Annotated in this window: 19 protein-coding genes; 6 read left to right on the top strand and 13 right to left on the bottom strand. The window is 42.3% G+C overall.

Features of this window, described 5'->3' with window-relative positions; translation table 11 throughout:
- Positions 1 to 25 precede the first annotated feature (25 nt).
- The gene (locus GYY70_RS10970) at positions 26 to 1,021 is read left to right on the top strand and encodes an LLM class flavin-dependent oxidoreductase (protein WP_174832378.1); all 996 of its coding nucleotides are present in this window, start codon (positions 26 to 28) and stop codon (positions 1,019 to 1,021) included.
- 190 nt (positions 1,022 to 1,211) lie between these two features.
- The gene (locus GYY70_RS10965; RefSeq protein ID WP_037394709.1) at positions 1,212 to 2,108 is read left to right on the top strand and encodes a glycosyl transferase; all 897 of its coding nucleotides are present in this window, start codon (positions 1,212 to 1,214) and stop codon (positions 2,106 to 2,108) included.
- Positions 2,109 to 2,223: 115 nt separating this feature from the next.
- Here GYY70_RS10965 and GYY70_RS10960 read toward each other — a convergent pair whose 3' ends face one another.
- Entirely contained in the window at positions 2,224 to 4,404 is a 2,181-nt protein-coding gene (locus GYY70_RS10960) for a primosomal protein N' (RefSeq protein WP_174832420.1), read from the bottom strand.
- A gap of 252 nt (positions 4,405 to 4,656) precedes the next feature.
- Here GYY70_RS10960 and pyrB point away from each other — a divergent pair, with 252 nt between their 5' ends.
- Both pyrB and pyrI read left to right on the top strand, forming a co-directional pair.
- A complete protein-coding gene (gene pyrB, locus GYY70_RS10955) occupies positions 4,657 to 5,598 on the top strand; it encodes an aspartate carbamoyltransferase (RefSeq protein WP_025331649.1) in 942 nt (313 codons plus the stop codon).
- Between the two features lie 6 nt (positions 5,599 to 5,604).
- Entirely contained in the window at positions 5,605 to 6,063 is a 459-nt protein-coding gene (pyrI, locus tag GYY70_RS10950; protein ID WP_025331648.1) for an aspartate carbamoyltransferase regulatory subunit, read from the top strand.
- Between the two features lie 24 nt (positions 6,064 to 6,087).
- Here pyrI and fghA read toward each other — a convergent pair whose 3' ends face one another.
- The 6 genes from fghA to GYY70_RS10920 all read right to left on the bottom strand — a co-directional run bounded on the left by fghA (position 6,088) and on the right by GYY70_RS10920 (position 11,694).
- Positions 6,088 to 6,921, bottom strand: a complete 834-nt coding sequence (gene fghA, locus GYY70_RS10945; RefSeq protein ID WP_174832419.1) for an S-formylglutathione hydrolase — start codon at positions 6,919 to 6,921, stop codon at positions 6,088 to 6,090.
- Positions 6,922 to 7,011: 90 nt separating this feature from the next.
- A complete protein-coding gene (locus GYY70_RS10940) occupies positions 7,012 to 8,121 on the bottom strand; it encodes an S-(hydroxymethyl)glutathione dehydrogenase/class III alcohol dehydrogenase (protein WP_078475477.1) in 1,110 nt (369 codons plus the stop codon).
- 435 nt (positions 8,122 to 8,556) lie between these two features.
- The gene (locus GYY70_RS10935) at positions 8,557 to 9,804 is read right to left on the bottom strand and encodes a condensation domain-containing protein (protein WP_174832377.1); all 1,248 of its coding nucleotides are present in this window, start codon (positions 9,802 to 9,804) and stop codon (positions 8,557 to 8,559) included.
- A gap of 662 nt (positions 9,805 to 10,466) precedes the next feature.
- Positions 10,467 to 11,303: a PHP domain-containing protein gene (locus GYY70_RS10930; RefSeq protein ID WP_174832376.1), complete on the bottom strand. Its 837-nt coding sequence runs from the start codon at positions 11,301 to 11,303 to the stop codon at positions 10,467 to 10,469.
- Positions 11,300 to 11,473 (bottom strand): oxidoreductase-like domain-containing protein, encoded by a 174-nt coding sequence (locus tag GYY70_RS10925; protein WP_174832375.1) that lies wholly within the window; start codon positions 11,471 to 11,473, stop codon positions 11,300 to 11,302. The genes GYY70_RS10930 and GYY70_RS10925 overlap by 4 nt, the downstream gene beginning before the upstream one ends.
- On the bottom strand, positions 11,470 to 11,694 hold the full coding sequence (locus GYY70_RS10920; protein WP_078475481.1) for an RNA-binding S4 domain-containing protein: 225 nt from the start codon (positions 11,692 to 11,694) through the stop codon (positions 11,470 to 11,472). Before GYY70_RS10920 ends, GYY70_RS10925 begins: the two co-directional genes overlap by 4 nt.
- Before the next feature lie 129 nt (positions 11,695 to 11,823).
- Between GYY70_RS10920 and argE the strand changes: the two genes are divergently transcribed.
- Positions 11,824 to 12,990, top strand: a complete 1,167-nt coding sequence (argE, locus tag GYY70_RS10915) for an acetylornithine deacetylase (RefSeq protein ID WP_174832374.1) — start codon at positions 11,824 to 11,826, stop codon at positions 12,988 to 12,990.
- Between the two features lie 72 nt (positions 12,991 to 13,062).
- Entirely contained in the window at positions 13,063 to 13,461 is a 399-nt protein-coding gene (locus tag GYY70_RS10910; protein ID WP_174832373.1) for a cytochrome b562, read from the top strand.
- 297 nt (positions 13,462 to 13,758) lie between these two features.
- Here GYY70_RS10910 and GYY70_RS10905 read toward each other — a convergent pair whose 3' ends face one another.
- The 6 genes from GYY70_RS10905 to GYY70_RS10880 all read right to left on the bottom strand — a co-directional run bounded on the left by GYY70_RS10905 (position 13,759) and on the right by GYY70_RS10880 (position 19,600).
- Positions 13,759 to 13,989: a hypothetical protein gene (locus GYY70_RS10905; RefSeq protein WP_041880840.1), complete on the bottom strand. Its 231-nt coding sequence runs from the start codon at positions 13,987 to 13,989 to the stop codon at positions 13,759 to 13,761.
- Positions 13,990 to 14,078: 89 nt separating this feature from the next.
- Positions 14,079 to 14,279: a hypothetical protein gene (locus GYY70_RS10900; RefSeq protein ID WP_174832372.1), complete on the bottom strand. Its 201-nt coding sequence runs from the start codon at positions 14,277 to 14,279 to the stop codon at positions 14,079 to 14,081.
- Positions 14,280 to 14,769: 490 nt separating this feature from the next.
- Positions 14,770 to 15,327: a hypoxanthine-guanine phosphoribosyltransferase gene (locus GYY70_RS10895; RefSeq protein WP_025331639.1), complete on the bottom strand. Its 558-nt coding sequence runs from the start codon at positions 15,325 to 15,327 to the stop codon at positions 14,770 to 14,772.
- Positions 15,328 to 15,708: 381 nt separating this feature from the next.
- Positions 15,709 to 16,179 (bottom strand): anaerobic ribonucleoside-triphosphate reductase-activating protein, encoded by a 471-nt coding sequence (gene nrdG / locus GYY70_RS10890; protein ID WP_096765836.1) that lies wholly within the window; start codon positions 16,177 to 16,179, stop codon positions 15,709 to 15,711.
- Between the two features lie 2 nt (positions 16,180 to 16,181).
- On the bottom strand, positions 16,182 to 18,323 hold the full coding sequence (gene nrdD, locus GYY70_RS10885) for an anaerobic ribonucleoside-triphosphate reductase (RefSeq protein ID WP_174832371.1): 2,142 nt from the start codon (positions 18,321 to 18,323) through the stop codon (positions 16,182 to 16,184).
- A gap of 608 nt (positions 18,324 to 18,931) precedes the next feature.
- Entirely contained in the window at positions 18,932 to 19,600 is a 669-nt protein-coding gene (locus tag GYY70_RS10880; protein ID WP_174832370.1) for a LexA family transcriptional regulator, read from the bottom strand.
- Between the last annotated feature and the right edge of the window lie 2 nt (positions 19,601 to 19,602).

Below are 19,602 nucleotides of genomic sequence, written 5' to 3'. Positions count from 1 at the left end.
TGTTTTTCTTCAATGTGAGGAATTTATGGCTATTCCTGTTTCTATACTGAATCTGGTACCACGTCGGGATAAAGGTACTGCTGCAGCGGCTATACAGGATATGTTGCGTCTGGCACAGGCTGCTGAACAGTCAGGTTTTGTGCGTTACTGGATCGCAGAACATCATAATATGCCGATGGTAGTCAGCTCTGCCACTCAGGTATTGATTGGTCATACACTGGCACATACCCACAAGATAAGGGTAGGCAGCGGAGGAGTAATGCTGCCTAATCACAGTCCGTTAATGGTTGCAGAACAGTATGGCACTTTAGCAACCATTTATCCGCACCGGCTTGATTTGGGACTGGGGCGTGCACCCGGTACTGATAGGGTAACAGCTGCAGCTTTGCGTCGGCAGTTAAATGATGTTTCATTACAGTTTGCTGATGATGTGGTGCAGTTGCAACGTTATCTGGGCGATGAGAATTGTCAGGGAATAGTAAAGGCCTATCCGGGTATTGGTACACATATTCCGCTCTATATACTGGGCTCCAGTACGGATAGTGCTTATCTGGCGGCCAAAATGGGGCTGCCATACGTTTTTGCTGCACATTTTGCACCGCGTTTTCTGGAAGAGGCCGCAGTGATTTACCGGGAACGTTTTCAGCCTTCTGCTCAGCTGAGTAAGCCATTTTTTATGCTGTGTTTAAATGTTGTTGCTGCGGCAACGGATGAAGAGGCTCGTTACCTGCAAACTACGCAGTTTCAATCGGTATTGGGACTGGTTCGCAATAGCCGGGCGCCGTTACAGCCACCAGTACCTCATATGCACGGTTTATGGACTGCTGAGGAGGAAACTTATGTGCGTAACTTTACTGCCTGCACATTACTGGGTGCTCCTGATACTATTCGTCAGCAGCTGGAGGAATATCGCCTGCGCTTACAGCCGGATGAGGTAATGGCTGTGAGTTATATTTATGATATGGATAAATTACTTGAGTCTTATTATATTTTTAAGAGTGTGGCAGATATTGTCGGCTAATCAGTTAACTTGCCATATTAAAACGAATTAATACCTGATAACAGGTATCTACCGGTCTGATATTTATAAATTTGATTGGAATTATTTGTTTCATATCAAATATTACTTGATTAATATTATCATTTTTACTGGTATTTTTGCGGTAAGATTACAATTATCTTTATAACGTAAGCAAATCGGGAGTATATGCATGAGCAACGATGTAATTAAGGTCTTTGTGGGTTGTGACCCGAATAACTGTGATCTGGAACAGATGATGGTGGTGGATTACAGCATCCATAAACATACATCGCGGCCAGTGGAAATTGTCTGGATGCAGTTAAGTCATGACCCGGAAAGCCCCTGGTACTCTGATCCGCAATCTGGTGCCGGCTGGCATACTGAAAAATGGGCAACACCGTTTTCAGGTTTCCGCTGGGGTATTCCTGCTGCCTGCAATTATGAAGGCCGGGCTATTTATATGGATGCAGACATGATTATTCTGGCTGATTTAGCCGAACTCTGGGAGCATCCTATTGAAGGTGAAGCAATTGTTGCTGCCAAGGAAGTGCATGATCATGCCAAGGGCAAACGTTTTACCCGCTTGTGTACTTGTGTCTGGGATTGTGCGAAAGCTAAAGCTAAATTGCCGGAACAGGCTACGCTGCGTGCTGACCCTGATTCGCATAAAAAAATGATGGCTAAGTTTAAAGAGCATCCTGAATGGGTACAGGCTTATACTGCTGCATGGAATTGTGTCGATGGTGAAGGTATGCCGATCGAGCAGATGAAAATTTTGCATTATTCGGATATGGGTACCCAATTTAGCCATAAGTATTCAATCCCGCGTTTGTCTGCAGCTGGTCAGAAACATTGGTTTGATAGTGATATTCTGCCTCATCCGCGTAAAGACTTGGTTGAACTGTTTGACCAGTACTATCAGGAAGCTCTGGATGCCGGCTATAAGCTGGAAAATTATGCTGTGGAACCTTTTGGTGCTTTCCCTAAGGAATCTCAAGTAGGTTATGATGGCAATGAAGTTACCCGCCAGAAAAAACAAAAACCATTACTTTCACGTGTTTGGCATAGTCTGCGCGGGCGCGAATAAGTTATCGGTTATATCTGATTACTGGTCATCTGCCAATCTGGCTGATGACCAGTTTTTGTTACTGACAGGGGTAAAAATGAAAGAATGTATGCTTATAATTCAAATAGCATCATAATTACATTTCCAGCGGATCTACATCAATCAGCCAGCGTGTGTGCGGGCTGGTTTTTTCCAGATGCAGTAGCCAGCTTTGCCATATTGTAATGCTGTGATGTAATTCGCGCCGGTTATGGCTTTCCAGAAAGACCTGTGCCCGTTCATAACCGGCCAGCCGTGCCATTAACATTGGTACTGGTCCGAAAATACTGACACTGGGCGGTAAAGACTGTTGCTGTCCGATACCCTGTAATGCCTGTCGCAGGAGTTCCTGTGCTTCACGCATGGTTCTGGCGTCAGCACGAATAGCTGCCATATAGCTGAAAGGTGGCATGCCCAGTTCCTGTCTTTCCGTCAGTTCTGCTGTTGCAAAAGTAATATAATTTTGTGCAGCCAGCGCCTGATAAACTTTATGTTCGGGTTGTCTGGTTTGTACCCAGACTTCGCCGCTGCATTCTGCTCTGCCGGCACGGCCGCTTACTTGCATCAATTCGGCAAACAAGCGTTCTGGTGCGCGAAAGTCCGCACTGTAAAGACTGTTATCTGCATTTAAAACAACAACCAGATTTAATTGCGGAAAATCATGACCTTTGGCCAGCATCTGGGTGCCAATCAGAATATCTACCTGCCGGTTAATGATTTTACTGTAAATATCTGACCAATCCTGCCGGTGGGCGGTACTGTCGCGGTCTACCCGCAGAATACGTGCCTTAGGTAACAGATATTGCAGGTTTTCTTCTATGCGTTGTGTTCCTTGCCCGACAGCCGTTAAATCCTGATTACCGCATTCCGGGCAACAATGTGGAATACGCTGGTGAAAATCACAGTGATGGCAGCGCAGCTGACCGGCATGCTGATGTAAAACCATCTTGGCCGAGCAGTTAGGGCAGCCGAAAGTATGCCCGCAGGCGGCGCAGAATAAAGCCGGAGCAAAGCCGCGACGGTTCAGATAGACCATACTTAAGCCACCATTGGCAAAATTGGTCTGTAATTTTTGTTTGATAATATCGCTCAAACCATTATCCAGTGGTAACCGGCGAATATCTACCAGATGAATTTGCGGTAATTGAGCACTGATATGGGCGCGTTCGCTTAATTGCAGTAGTTGATAATCTTTTTGCTGGGCTTTATACCAGCTTTCCAGAGACGGAGTGGCACTGCCCAGTACAATAGGACATCCTGCCTGCTGCGCACGCCACACAGCCAGATCCCGTGCCTGATAACGCAGTTCGCTTTCCTGCTTGAATGAGTAATCATGTTCTTCATCAACTACAATTAATCCCAGATTATGCATGGGAGTGAAAACAGCCAGTCGGGTGCCAATGATCAGTGCCGCCTGTCCGAGTGCTGCCTGAAGATAATTGGTTGTCCGTTGTCCGGCAGCGGTCTGACTGTGCAGCAGAGCAGTAATAGTATGTGGAAATCGCTGGCGCACACGCTGCAACAATTGCGGGGTCAGATTGATTTCCGGCAGTAGAAATAAAACCTGTTTGCCCTGCTGCAATATTTTGGCCATGATGTCGAAATAAACTTCTGTTTTGCCGCTGCCTGTAATGCCATATAACAGAAATGGAGCAAACTGGCCGAATTTATTCTGTACTGTTGTACTGGCAAGCAATTGTTGCTGATTAAGCTGATGCCGGCTTTCCGGAATGCTGCCGCAGGCCGGAACTGAAGTAGTCTGTATCCAGCCTTGTAGTTGCCACTGATTAAGATAATGTGCAGCCTGTGAATGTATGGTCTTAAGTTGTTGTAATGTAGCAGATGTTGTTTGCAGATATTGCCATAATGCATTTTGTTTGTGAAAACGTGCCGGTGGAGGAGGCTGTTCATGCCCCAGAGCATTTAACGTGTAAATCACTTCCGGTCGGGGTAATTGTACGACTTCAGGCTGACGCAGTCCCTTCGGCAACGCCGCCATTACTGCCTGTCCGAGAGGATAGTGATAATAGCGGGCAGTAAAACTGAGTAATGTGCGCCAGTCTTCAGGCAATTGCCAGTCATCAGAAAGCACTGATTCTATTGGTCGTATTTTGCTGATATCAATTTCCGGTTCTACATTACTTTCCCATACTATGGCGGCCATCAGACGTTTGCGAAAGCGTACTGCTACCCGTGTACCGGCGGGCAGGGCTGTGGTATGGGCATAAGTAAGCAGAGAATACAGGGGCACATTCAGTGCCAGTTGATGGTAAATCAATGTAAGCAGAAATAAAAAAGCAATGAAATGCTGATTGTAACTCAATTTGGCCAGCTTTTATCATTGCGCTGTTTATGCGATAATTTGTATTAATTTATTATTACGGGAATGATAGCGTGATGCAGATACTGGCAGCAGATGTTCAAGATTGTCTGGAACAAGTATTACATCAGTACAGCTAATTTCCGTAAAATATTACCCGTTTGAAGACGGGTTTTTTTGTGCCTATTGATAAATGCTGAAGGTTAAATTATGGCTAATCCGCTGTATCGGCAACATTTCATTTCTATTAATGATTTATCTACTGCGCAGCTGGAATTTTTGCTGGCGCTCGCTTTACAGTTAAAACAGCAGCCTCAGGCTGATTTATTAGACGGACGTTTAATTGGTTCGTGTTTTTTTGAACCGTCTACACGAACCCGTTTGTCATTTGAAACTGCTATCCAGCGGCTGGGCGGTAAGGTTATTGGTTTTGCTGATGGTGCCAATACCAGTGCCAAGAAGGGAGAAACGCTTGCTGATACCGCTAGAATTATCAGTAATTATGCAGATGCAATTGTAATGCGTCATCCGAAAGATGGTGCAGCCCGGGTAGTCAGTGAATTTGCCCGGGTGCCAGTTATTAATGCAGGAGACGGTACGAATCAGCATCCGTCGCAGACATTGCTGGATTTAGTCACCATTTATGAAACGCAGGGGCATTTACAGAATCTTAAAATTGCTTTAGTTGGTGATTTGAAATATGGCCGTACTGTACATTCACTGGCGCAGGCTCTCAGTCGCTGGGGGTGTGAATTTATTTTTGTGTCTCCGCCAACTCTGGCAATGCCTGCTTATATTTGTGAGCAACTGGATGATAATGGCGTACATTACCGGACTTCCGGCAGTCTCGAAGAAGCGTTGGCCTGGGCTGATATTTTGTATATGACCCGTATTCAGCGTGAGCGGTTCGATGAACAGGAGTTTGCCAGAATCAGTGGTCATTTTAATTTGTGTGCGGCTATGCTCGGACAGGCTAAACCGAATATGCGTATTTTGCATCCTTTACCGCGTGTGGATGAAATCCATGCAGATGTTGATGACAGTATTCATGCTTATTATTTTCAGCAGGCCAATAATGGTATGTATGCGCGGCAGGCTATTCTGGCGGCGATTCTGAATGAACATATTGATATAGTTGGAGCAAAAGGATAAACAATGATGAATCAGACCAGACTGAGTGTTGAGGCAATAAAAGATGGTACTGTGATTGATCACATCCCGGTAGGGCAGGGGCTGACTATTTTGCGCCAGTTTAAATTGCTGCATTCCGGTGATGCGGTTACGGTAGGGTTTAATCTGAGCAGTAAATCCACCGGCAGCAAGGATATTATTAAAATTTCCGGTCAGTATCTTGATGATGCTGCGGCTAACCGTTTGGCTTTGTTCGCGCCGCAGGCTACAGTTAATGATATTGAAAATTTTCGGGTAGTACGCAAACGTACACTGACTTTGCCGGAAAGTATCAGTGAAGTGTTTCGTTGTCCGAACAGCAATTGTGCCAGCCATGGAGAACCGGTAAAGAGCCATTTTTCTGTTCGGGTGAGCCATGGCGAAACCCGTTTATGCTGTCATTACTGCGAAAAAACGTTTGCGCGCGAATCCGTGATTGAAGCTTAGCTGTTAATTAACTGGTCTGGTGATTTATAGTCCGAATGCTTCGGCATGAAAGCTGATGTGGCTTTCTATAAATGTACTGACAAAATAATAGCTGTGATCATAGTTTTCACGCAGATGATACCGAATGTTAATGCCTTTGGCTTTGGCTGCCTGAACGAAATCCTGTGGATTTAATTGCTCAGGATAGTATTCATCCCCGCTTCCCTGATCGATAAGAACTGGTAATGAAAACGGATACCGGCTGATCAGTTCGGTACTGTCATATGCAGCCCAGTCTTGCTGATTGGTTCCCAGATAGGTTGAGAATGCTGCCTGACTCCATGATCCGGCTACCGGATGGGCGATAGGAGCAAATGCCGATACAGCAACGTAGCGCTGAGGGTTTTTCAGGGCAATCATCAGCGCACCATGACCACCCATACTGTGGCCGCATAAACTACGCTGTTCGTTGACCGAAAAATGTTTTTCGATAAGTTCGGGCAGTTCTGTGACCACATAATCATACATCTGGTAATGCTGAGCCCATGGCTGCAGGGTAGCATTAAGATAAAAACCGGCTCCCTGTCCCAGATAGTGAACATCTGCATCAGCTACATCAGTACCGCGCGGACTGGTATCCGGCATAACCAGAACAATACCCCATTCAGCAGCAAAACGCTGTGCACCACTTTTCATCGAAAAATTTTCATCAGTACAGGTGAGCCCGCTCAGACAATACAGTACAGGCAGCCGGTAGCCTTGTAAGGCACGTGACGGAAGATAGACAGAAAATGTCATGTCACATTGATTGGAGTGACTGTAATGCCGGTAACGTCGTTGTTCGCCGTTAAACAGTTTATGGGTGGTCAGGAGAGTAATTTCAGCCATTTTAAAGGATCCGTATTGAGTTTATAACATGATGAAATACAGGCAATTACATTAATAATGTGTATGCACATACGCATATCATTAATAATAAATGACTGTACGAATTGATTCGCCGGTATGCATCAGCTCGAATGCCTGGTTAATATCAGTCAGCGGCAATGTATGAGTAATAAATGGTGTCAACTCGATTTTACCCTGCATGGCTTCTTCCACCATCTGCGGCAGTTGTGAGCGTCCTTTAACCCCACCGAAAGCAGATCCTTTCCATACCCGTCCGGTAACCAGCTGAAAAGGGCGTGTGGCTATTTCCTGACCGGCACCGGCGACACCGATAATAATGCTTTGTCCCCAGCCCCGATGAGCGCATTCCAAAGCAGCACGCATCACTTCTACATTACCGATACACTCAAAACTATGATCTACGCCCCATTCAGTCAGACCAATAATTACCTGTTGTATAGGTTCCTGATAATCGTTCGGATTAATACATTCTGTGGCACCAAAATGTCTGGCAAGGGCAAATTTAGCCGGATTGGTATCAACAGCAATAATTCGTCCGGCTCCGGCCTGTCGTGCCCCCTGTACTACAGCCAGCCCGATACCACCCAGCCCGAATACGGCAACAGTATCACCTGCCTGTACTTTAGCAGTATTGTGTACTGCACCAATACCGGTAGTGACTCCGCAGCCTAGCAGACAAACCTGATCATGTCTGGCTTCAGGATTGATTTTAGCCAGAGAGACCTCTGCCACGACAGTATATTCGCTGAAAGTTGAACAACCCATATAATGGTAAATTGGTTTTCCCTGATAGGAAAAACGTGTTGTGCCGTCAGGCATCAGCCCCTTACCCTGTGTTGCTCTTACTGCGGTACACAGGTTGGTTTTACCCGAACGGCAAAACAAACACTTTCCGCATTCGGCGGTATACAAGGGAATAACATGATCACCGGGTTTGACAGAAGTGACGCCTTCACCGACTTCTACCACAATACCGGCACCTTCGTGCCCCAGAATAACCGGAAATACACCTTCAGGATCATTGCCCGACAGAGTAAATGCATCAGTATGGCAAACACCGGTATGGGTAATCTTTACCAGTACTTCACCAGCCTTGGGCGGTGCAACGTCTACTTCAACAATTTGTAGTGCTTCTCCCGGAGCAAAGGCAACTGCGGCACGAGATTTCATACTCTATCCTCTGAATTAATAAGCACATGTATTCGGCTAACATAACTGGATTGCAGCAATAAATCAATTGTCAGATTCTTAATTGCCAGTCTGGTAGTCTGAATATGAGACCAAAAAAGCTGTGCAGAATAAATATTATGAGTATAAAAATCTGATTTATATTGATATTTTAATGAATTTTATTTGTATGCCAGTATGGATAGTATATTTGTATGTATAACTAAAATTATTAACCGGAAAGCGCCACTATCAAACTTAATATATCGATAGTGGCGCTGACTGATGTGCAAGCATAAAAATCAGCCCGAAATGCCTGGTTTCCTCATTAGCAAATGCTAATAGCGTATTCATTATCTTTAAAACAAGGATTTTCCAAGCCAAATGCAGCAATTGCAGCTATATTTTGAGCATTTAATTTATTGATTTTTAAAATGCTCAATACTCTTTTATGGCGAAATTTGTTAGCTGTCTGGCAATTCTTTCCATCAACTGGCTGATAATTTTACGTTGTAATATTTTGGTGTAATAAGAAAGGCAAAGTATCAGGCAGCCATTAAGAAAAGCCAGATGAAAGGTGGCAGTCAGAGTGCCGCTGTTCATATTGGCTCCGGTACGAAAGTTATGCAGCTTGAAGTTTGGCGGTACGGTTATTTTGTTAATCCGGCCATTATTGGTATATATAAAAACCAAATCTTTTTGCAGATTTTGTAACGTTATCGGTGACAGCATTTTATTTGCTGCAACTGTTGCTTTGGCATCCAGAATATCTTGTTTAATTTGCTGTGCACTGGTGTAAATATCTCCGGAAATGGTGGTTATTGCCTGCTGAATTAAGCAGGTAAAGCTGTCTTCTATGTTGAGTATAGGATGACAGTTAATCGCAGTTAATATGGGAAACGAATCCAGCTTAAAAAAATCTGTATTGGTCTGCTGAATCAGGGCAGTCAATAATGAATTCATGGTCAGATTATGTCTGCTTGCTATAGAGCTTAATTTTTCAACAGTTTCTGCTTCAATTATGGCCGTATAGCTTGCTGTTTGGATTTCCCTGGCAGGATTACTCCACATTTTTACAGCTTGTTGATAATCAGAATAACTGTGTCCTGTTTTATTTGCAAAACTAAAACCTGCATTTTCCGGGGATATATTTCGGTCAATAGTTTTATCAGAAAAATTTTGTGCAGACAGACGTAATATTTCAGAAAAAATCTTCAGACCGGCTGTGGCGTCTGCAATGACGTGAGCCAGTGTCAGTATCAGTAAATGGCGATTAAAATTATCCTGATTCAGCATGGTCAATCTGCATAATTGCTGATGGATATCTAACGGATCATTTACCTCTCTTTCCAGCAATTCATCAAAACAGCGGGTATCATTCGAGGGTAATTCCGGTACGGTAATGACGGTGAATATTATGGGAAAAGATAAAGAGGATTTAACCAGATGCCATTGACTTTCCTGTAGAAGAATTTTGGATGCCAGTGCCTCATATTGCTTTTGGATGATTTGTAAAGCCTGTTCTACTCTGCTCGGTTCCAGTTTACCTTCAACCTCCAGAATTAAAGTAAATTGTGTTGTTCCTGAAAAATTAGTATGCAAATTTGCCATACCACTTTCCAGTCTGTTCAGGGGGCGGATAAAATTTAACGCCTCTGATTGAATATCAGAGATCTGAGTGCTCATTTTTTATTTCCTTTATATTGACTTGAATAAGTTCAGAAAAGCGATTAATAATTTTTTGTTAAAAAAGAAATCGATAGAAAAACACAAATTTAAAATAAGGTAGGTCTAATACGGTTACTTTATTTATTTTTTAAATCTTATTTTATTTTGTAGATAATTTGCTATTAAGGTATTGTATATGTAGATATATTTTACATTTTATAAGATGATAATGCCTATTAAACAACACTATTAATAATATATAAATAAAATAAATTTATCTGTAATAGACCAATTATTCATTAACATTAAAAACGACGTAAGCATGCATATCTGGTAAGTAATAAGACTGTACGGTTTTTCAGCAGAATTGATAGACATTTAATATTATTTTTTATAGCGGATTTCCGAATATATCTTACTCTCCCGGTCATACTGGCTATTACAGTAAAGGCAATAAAAATTTGATTTACTGTTTGATTCTTATTATCTGAATTTATTTATATGATTTTGACATATTTAAATGTAAAAATATTCTGTATAAGCACAGAATATACAAAAAACAATAACTAAGCCTTTTATAATAAATTGGCATATTGTAATCAAACATTTTGTGATTGGTTTATGACTGAAACAAACTTGAAATACCTGGTTTGATTTAAAATCTATCAGAGATAATGCGGTTAATCAGTTAAATGATCCCATACCGGCTTGCAGATAGGTGGTAGTTCAGGACAGCAGCCAAGCAGGCCACCACCAAAATCACCATCACGATGAAAATCACTGCCACAACTGGCTAAAAAATCGAACTGTTGCGCCAGTAAGGCATAGTTCAGTCTATCGTTCAGATTAGAACGCCCACTATGCACTTCAATCGCTTCGCCACCACAAGCCTTAAAATCACTGAACAGATTGCGGCGTGCAGTAGCAGACAGCTCATAGCGCATTGGATGTGCAATAACCGCAATCCCGCCAGCATGCCGGATAGCAGTAACAACCTCAGCCAGTTCTGCCCACTGATGTTTAACACTGCAGGATTTACCGTCACCCAGATATTTGCGAAATGCATCAGCTTTTTTATTCACATGGCCGGACTGGACTAAAAAATCAGCAATATGCGTACGTGTCACCATATCTATATTCGTAGCAAGTGCCAGTGTGCCTTCATAAGCATCACTAATTCCTTTTTTAGCCAGCTTATCGGCAATGGCCTGTAAACGTTGTAAACGGCCGCTGCGAAGACGTCCGAGTAAAGTTTGTAATACTTCATCTTCCCGAGATATATTCAGACCGACAATATGTATAGTGCGTCCGCGCCAGCTTACTGAGATTTCCACCCCATTAATCAAAGTGATTCCTGACTGCTTGGCCTGTGCATGCGCAGCAGCCAGACCACCGGTATGGTCATGGTCTGTTAATGCCAGCAATGTGCAACCATTAGCAGAAGCACGCAGGACAACTTCGGCCGGCGTCAGTGCGCCATCAGAAACCGTGGAATGACAATGTAAATCAATACTCATGAGCTTTTTTCGTTATTACAAGATAATGTGGACAACTGTGCCTGCATCGCTTCATATGCAGCTTTTTCGCGGTAATAAATTTGCCAGACACAAGCATCGCCACAGTCACTATTGCAGCATTCCCAGTCTTCCGGTGGTATTGGCGGAGTTAATAATTCCGGTGCGCTCATAACTCACTATTAATGACATTGATTTCACTGTCACCCAGCCGGATATTGTCTCCGGCAACGATTTTCGCGGTTTTACGGGTTTCGGGCTGCTGATTGCGCAGTACTTTACCTTCGGCAATCAATTGTTTAGCTCTGCCGCCACTTTCTGCCAGTCCGGCCAGTTTAAGCAGATCACATAATGCAACATGCGGATGTCCGGCTAAGTCAAATTGCTGTTTCATCTGTTATACCTTTCCATAAATAGCTATTGTAGCTATTATCAGCGTCGAAGAGGATTTTGTTTTATGTATTGGTTACGCTAAAGGCATAAAATATGCTATGGTTTAACCAGAGTTAACCGGAGATTTGCCGTGGATACACTTAGCTGGTTATGTCAGCTGATTGCTTTTGATACCACCAGCCGTCAGAGTAATCTGGCCTTGATTAATTATGTGGCCGATTATCTGGAGAGCCGTAAACTGTCGCCATGGCTGGCACATAATGAAAAGGGGGATAAAGCCAATCTGTTTGTCACTATCCCGGCTGCTGATGGCAGTACTTCTGGCGGGATAGTACTTTCCGGTCATACTGATGTTGTGCCGGTAGACGGGCAAAAATGGTTATCAGATCCGTTTGCAGCAAATATACGCGATGGTCGCGTATATGGTCGTGGCAGTAGTGACATGAAAGGTTTTATTGCCAGTGTACTGGCTGCGGTTCCGGACATGCAGAAGGCAAAGCTGAAAGTCCCATTACATATTGCTTTGTCTTTTGATGAAGAAATCGGCTGTCTCGGTGCACCGGTGATGCTGGCTGAGCTGGAAAAAAGAGGTTTGCAGCCGCAATCCTGTATTGTTGGTGAACCTACATCCATGCAAATGGTAGTAGCCCACAAAGGGATTCATACTTTCTGTTGTGAAGTACATGGTAAAAATGCTCACTCTTCGCTCACGCCTGATGGTGTGAATGCAATTGAATATGCAGCCCGTCTGATTGTGTTTATCAACCAGCTGGCTCAGCAATTACAACAGCGGGCTGATTTGGATCATGCTTTTGATGTCCCGTTTGCTACTGTTTCAACCGGCCTGATTCGTGGCGGTACTGCTATTAATATTGTGCCGGATTCTTGTACCTTTGAATTTGATTATCGTAATTTGCCGCATATGACGGTAGAAGAGCTGACTGAACCGATTCGGCAATATATTGCAACGACCCTTTTACCCGCTATGCAGGCAGTGGTACCGGAAGCATCAATTAAGCTAACTCATAATGTACAGGTACCTGCTTTAAATGACGCAAATAATCAGCAGCTGCATGCATTGATTACTCAACTAGTGGATAATAAACAGCAGGCCAAAGTGGCCTATGCGACTGAAGGCGGCCAGTTTCAGAATAGTGGTATCAATACTGTTGTATGCGGTCCCGGTAGCATTACAGTGGCTCATAAGGCTGATGAATATATAGAACTGGAGCAGCTTGAACGCTGTGATCACTTTTTACGTAAGCTGATTCAGGTGCAAAGCTTGTCATTTACTTGATACGGTATTATCAAACTCTGCGCTGTTTTATATATAAAATGTTTAGGATTAACTGAAGAACAGGAAAGACAGATGGTAACCAAAAAATTTCTCTCTGCAGGGATATTGTTATTATCACTGATATTATCAGTGATGACTGTTCAGGCGAATGGCGTAAACATTTATATGAGTGCTATTAATATGAGTTATGCGCGTTTTAATTCAGCGCAAACAGTCGCAGATGCCAGTAAAGCTCTGGCCAGTATGCGTGCTGCTGCCGTGGCCGCTAAAGCAAAAAAACCTTCCGGTCTGGAAAATGCTGCACCGAATAATCCAAAATTGAGAGCATACTATGCTGAGATGGATAAATTGATTGCAGAAATTGATAAAACCAATAATCTGGTTAAAGCGGGAAAGATGGTACAGGCTAAAGCAGAAGGTAAGAAAATATTGCAATTACGTGATGAGGGACATAAAGCGATGAGGCGATAAGAGATGCTGGCGATATAGCGGTAAAAACGATAGTCCAGAATGTAAAAAGCCTGGTTCTGCCCCTTAAAAAGCTAAAGAACCAGGAAACATAGACAAACAAACTAGCTGATAGATAATGACCGGAATCAATAAGTCTGTGCGGACATTATCTTAAATTTTTAGGCAATCCTTTTTTTGCAACATTTCTTTATCCCCTTTCTACAATCAGATAATTGTAGCTATTAATACAAAAATATACTAAATGCAATAAATATAATATATTATAAGAACTAACTATCTCATTACTGATTATAATACTCAATTAACTTTGCTGTCAGGCTTGGCTGAGTAAATAATTACTTTTTTAGGGCATTTCAGTTTATATCTGATAAATGAGTGTATATCAGAACCAAAGGTGTTGTTTTCACGCAAATTAATATGACAAAACTCTGGTAAAACCTGCTTATTGGTAATTGGGGCCATCGCTGGCGGAAACAGGCGTAACATATACGCTTCCAAATGGCGGCTGTCCGCCACAAAAATAGTCATAAACACTGCCTTTCCTGATTATTCTAATCAAACCGCTATGCGCTTCCAGACGCATCTGGCGGCAGAAGAATGGCAAGGCTGGAAGACCGTTAATCAGAACCGGCAGGCATAAAGCCTCCCTGCCATTGTCTACCATCGAAAAGGTATGCCAATGACTCGGTAAACAGAATATGAAAAAACCATAATAGAAATATTAATGGTTTATCTGTCTGATAAAACAGCCTTCCAGAGCTGACCGTACTATTTAATACGGTATAGGCATCATACTGGTGAGTAATTAAATTTGTCAAGAATGTGTTAATTAAATAATATAATCAGTAGTTAATGTAATATTTTATTTTTTTATTGTAATCATTAAAAAAACTATTTAATAAAATATAACATATTATTTTGTATGTATATTTAGTATATATATACTATGTATGCTGATATATTATGATATTAACATTTTTATTAGTGCTGTATGGCTGTTATTTAAATTTGAACATGAATTAACTTAATGCCGCATTAATTCTTTATTTTTTATAAAAAATATATTTTAAAGCAGATTTAAAACAGTTTGCTGTATTTCAAAAATGATCATTTAATGTAGTAGATATATTAATGATTTAGATACAGTTTTAATGCTATAGCTTTGAGTGTACGTGATTTTATTAATGATAATGATGGAATTAAATTTGATTATGTTATATGTATTTCAAAACCGGAAAATCTAAGAATGAGCAAGTGGCCACGGTGTAGATAACCATGACCTGCATACAATAATACTGTTATTGACGATTACTCAGCCAGAGCGTAAATTTCGTCCAGATTACGCCATTTACCTTCAGCATCCATGCCATACCCGAAAACATAACGATTGGGAACATCCAGTCCGACAAAATCAGCCATAATTGGCTTTTCTTTGCCAATCAGTTTGTTGGCAAAAACAGCTGTAGAACAGCTGGCTGCACCCATTTCCAGTATCTGTTTTTTTACAGCTGCCAGTGTATGTCCTTCATCCAAAATATCATCCAATACCAGAATGTGGCGTCCGACTACCGCATTCTGCGGGGCACGCAGCCACTGATAATTACCACCTTTAAGTTTATCACCGTAGCGGGAAATATGGATGTAATCAAAATCCAGCGGAAAACGCAGTAATGGCAGTAATTTTCCGGTGAAAACAACTGCACCACCCATCACTGGTAATACCAGCGGGTATTTATCACTTAATGCTGCAGTGATGTCCGCAGCCATTTGCTCCAACCTGGTTTCACAGGTTCTGCGGTCAAACAATAGATCTGCTTTATCCAGCATTGCCTGAGTTTCGGCGCGTCTGTCAGTTACATCAATTATGCTCATTGGTATTGTCCATGTGTATCCGGGTAAATAAAACCGTATGTCACTATTAATTGACCACCAATATGCTCAGAATAGATGCAGGTAGTGTTGTCTACGGTTTAATTGAGTAAATTTGTGCTGCTCTGGTGATTTGGCAGCACTAAGACGAATGTGTTTTGATTGTTTAAACCAGAATATTAAAGGTAAATTATCCCAGAATTTTACTTGCAATATGCGAATTTTATGCCATTCCGGCCATTTCGGGCAGTCTGAGAACAAGCGAGTAAAATAACTGACTGGTTTATTAGAAAAATTTTCTGGCAGCAAGGGGTAAAGAAGCACCATTGCTGTTATGCAGAATTAATCTGTTAACTACAATGGTGCTAAATGGTTGAATTATACCGGATGCAGATAATGAATCTGCTGGTTACTGCTGCCGCGCCAGACTAACGCCGGATCTTTCAGTTCCTGTATGAATTTACCGTCGATAAGGGTGTTGATTTCATTTACAACCTGCATTTGCGCCGGTGATAACTCTGCCAGTGTGTAGCCTGTCCATAACCAGATGTCTTTATGTTCGGTTTCCTGCCGTACCCGTCTGACAAGTTTCAGGATGGCATTCAGGTTATGCGGGTGCAGCGGATCCCCGCCGGTGAGCGACAGACCCTGACGCACAATACGTTTGTCGTTAAGGTCGCTGATAATCAGGTCTTCCATCTGCTGGTCAAATGGCTTACCGGAATCTGTCCGCCATGTGGTGGCGTTATAGCAGCCCCGGCATTTGTGCTCACAGCCGGCTACGAACAACGTACAGCGGGTTCCGGGACCGTTGACAACATCAACCGGATAATACTGATGATAATTCATACTTACAGTGCACCACATTGCTGACCAAGGTGTTTGACCCGTCGTTTAACCTCTTCCTGTTTGCCGGCATTAAACGGGCGGGAATCCGGACTGCCCAGATAACCGCATACACGTCTGGTAACGGATACCCGTGCAGGATCATGATTGCCGCATTTCGGGCAGACAAAACCTTTGCTGGTACAGGAAAATTCACCGCTGAATCCACAGTCGTAGCATTCATCGATCGGAGTATTGGTTCCGTAATAGGGAACGTATCGGTAGCTGTAGTCCCACACGTCCTCTAATGCTTTAAGATTGTGCTGTAAATTCGGATATTCCCCGTAGCAGATAAAACCGCCACTGGCCATTTTCGGATAGGGTGCTTCAAAATCGATTTTATCGTAAGGATTAACCTTTTTCTCAACATCCAGATGGAAGCTGTTGGTATAGTAACCTTTATCGGTCACACCATCGATAACCCCGAATTCGGCAGTATCAAGCCGGCAGAAGCGATCACACAGGTTTTCACTGGGTGTGCTGTACAGGCTGAAACCATAACCAGTTTCGGCTTTCCAGCGGTCGGCAGTGTCACGCAGTTTTTGTACGATAGCAATGGCTTTCTCGCGCAGGGTTTCGCTATCAAAAACATGTTTTTCAGTACCATACAGGGCATTAATGGTTTCGTGCAGACCGATATAGCCCAGTGAAATTGAGGCGCGGCCGTTTTTGAATATTTGAGCTACTGAATCATCAGCATTCAGACGTACCCCGCAGGCACCCTCCATATACAGAATCGGAGCCACTCTGGCTTTGACATTTTCAAAACGGGCAATGCGTGTCATCAGTGCTTTGCGGCACAGTTGCAGACGTTCATCCAGTAACTGCCAGAAGCGTGTTTCATCATATCTGGCTTCTATGGCGATACGGGGAAGATTCAGGCTGATAACCCCCAGATTGTTTCGTCCTTCATGGATTTGCTCCCCGTTTTCTTCATAGACACCAAGGAAGCTGCGGCAGCCCATCGGAGTTTTGAAGGAACCGGTAACAGCGACAACCTGATCATAGTTAAGAATATCCGGATACATACGTTTGGAAGCACATTCCAGAGCCAGCTGTTTAATGTCGTAGTTAATATCACCGGCTTTGTGATTAATACCATCTTTTATGCTGAATACCAGTTTGGGAAAAACGGCTGTTTTGCCATTTTTACCAAGGCCTGCGAGGCGATTGCGTAAAATAGCGGTTTGTATCAGCCGGCTTTCCCAGCTTGTGCCCAGACCAAAGCCAAAGGTTACAAAAGGAGTCTGACCATTGGCCGTATGCAGCGTATTGACTTCATATTCCAGTGACTGAAAGGCGTCATAACACTCTTTTTCAGTACGTGCACGCGCATACTCGTTTGCATTGGCAATCTGCCATTCAGTTGCTACTGCCAGATGTTTGTTGTAGCTGGCACGAACAAAGGGAGCCAGTACTTCATCAATACGGTTGATGGTGCTGCCGCCATAAATATGGCTGGCTACCTGAGCAATGATCTGTGCGGTTACCGCAGTGGCAGTGGCAATTGATTTCGGCTGCTCGATTTCGGCATTACCCATTTTAAAACCGTTAGTCAGCATGCCTTTCAGATCAATCAGCATGCAGTTAAACATCGGGAAAAAAGGCGCATAATCCAGATCGTGGTAATGGATTTCACCCCGTTCATGTGCCAGTACCACATCGCGTGGAAGCAGGTGCTGTTGAGCGTAGTGTTTGGCGACAATGCCGGCCAGTAAATCGCGCTGTGTCGGAATAACTTTACTGTCTTTGTTGGCGTTTTCATTGAGCAGACTAAAGTTGGTTTGTTCAACCAGACCCTGAATTTCACGATTTAGACGACTGCGTGATTCACGTGCCACATCGCGGGAATGGCGATATTCAATATATGCACGGGCCAGCTCTTTGTACTGTCCGGCCATTAACTGGTCTTCAACAGCCTGCTGGATATCATGAATATCAATATACTCACGCTCGGCAAGATGACCGGCCACACTTTCTGCCACCTGATGGCAATAATTGATATCGTTAATCTGTACTGCTTTGGCTGCTTGTTGTATGGCTTCTTTGATGCGGGCTGTATCAAAAGGTACGTGACAACCATCTCTTTTAATTACAATGGGTTTCATGCTGATTATCCTTCTGCTGCCTGTAATAACCGGCAGCAGTTACTGCATTGTTATTAAATAATAACAATTTGTCTGATCACAGTGCTTATATGTAAAAATACTATATTTAGTGTTTAAATGCTGTTGTTGCGCTTTTTTTTACTATATATGGGATTTGTATGATGAATAAAGCAGCATTTTTCACATTTATTTGATATAGCGCATCATTCATGGTTGACATGGCTATTTATTATAGATAAATCATTGGGTTATATTATTGAAAACAAAGTGTAAAAAATGGTCATTTCTTGCCTGCAACTGAAATGCTGATATCTGTAACCAGCACGTCTGAAATCTCTGTTAGAAGGTAACAGGTCTGAATTAGATAATTTTATTTTCAGTAATATGCTTATTGTCATTATCAGATGATTGCTATGCAAGTAGCCTAAGTTAAATCAGATGGGGATACTTATAATTGACAATCGGGTAAACAATACAGTTTGCCATCGGTAATGATAGCGAATCTATATAACAGATAAATTTGAGCATGGTAGGTGTCTGATAATTAGAGATAAAAGAAAAAACAAAAGTCCAAATTATATGAACTTCTATTTTTATTGATTATTTCTTTATAACCTATTAATAGTCCAATATGCGACGACTTTGCCACAAATATGAATTTTATCCAAATCACCACGAGTAATTGTTTCCGAGGGATATCTTGATTGATTATCATTCATTACGCGATATTGACCATCAAATAATAATTGCAATCGTTTAATACTAAAACCATTATCAACGTAAAAAACATATATACCATCAGACATATAAAATTGAATTGTAGTATCAATAAATAGTAGGTCACCGTTCTTTAATGTGGGATTCATAGAATCACCTTTTGCTTTTATTATCGCAATTGATGTTAGGTTATTCCCTATATTTTCTTTCGCCCAAGCTTCAGGTATCTCAATTATCTGTTCTGCTTCCAGCGGCTCAATTTCAGTATTTTCAACATTTCTTTCTTCAATATCATTACAGATATTTAGATAATTTATTCTGATGTATCCATTTTTTGATTTACGGATCATTTTAGTATTGTCTGGTTCAATATATGGAAGTGGATATCCACATAAATTTGAGATTTTTACCATTACATCAAATGACACACCATTTTTATTAGTTTCCCATGCAGATACTGATGCCTTTCCCGATAAATTAAGTGCTAAAGCTAATTCTTCCTGACTTAAATCCGCATTCAAACGAGCTGATTTTACCCAATTACCAATATCAAACTTCATAA

The sequence above is a fragment of the Snodgrassella sp. ESL0324 genome (assembly GCF_013344955.1).
GTDB lineage: Bacteria > Pseudomonadota > Gammaproteobacteria > Burkholderiales > Neisseriaceae > Snodgrassella > Snodgrassella alvi.
The sequence above is the reverse complement of the archived record's forward strand: the minus strand, read 5'-3'. Positions and strand labels throughout refer to the sequence as shown.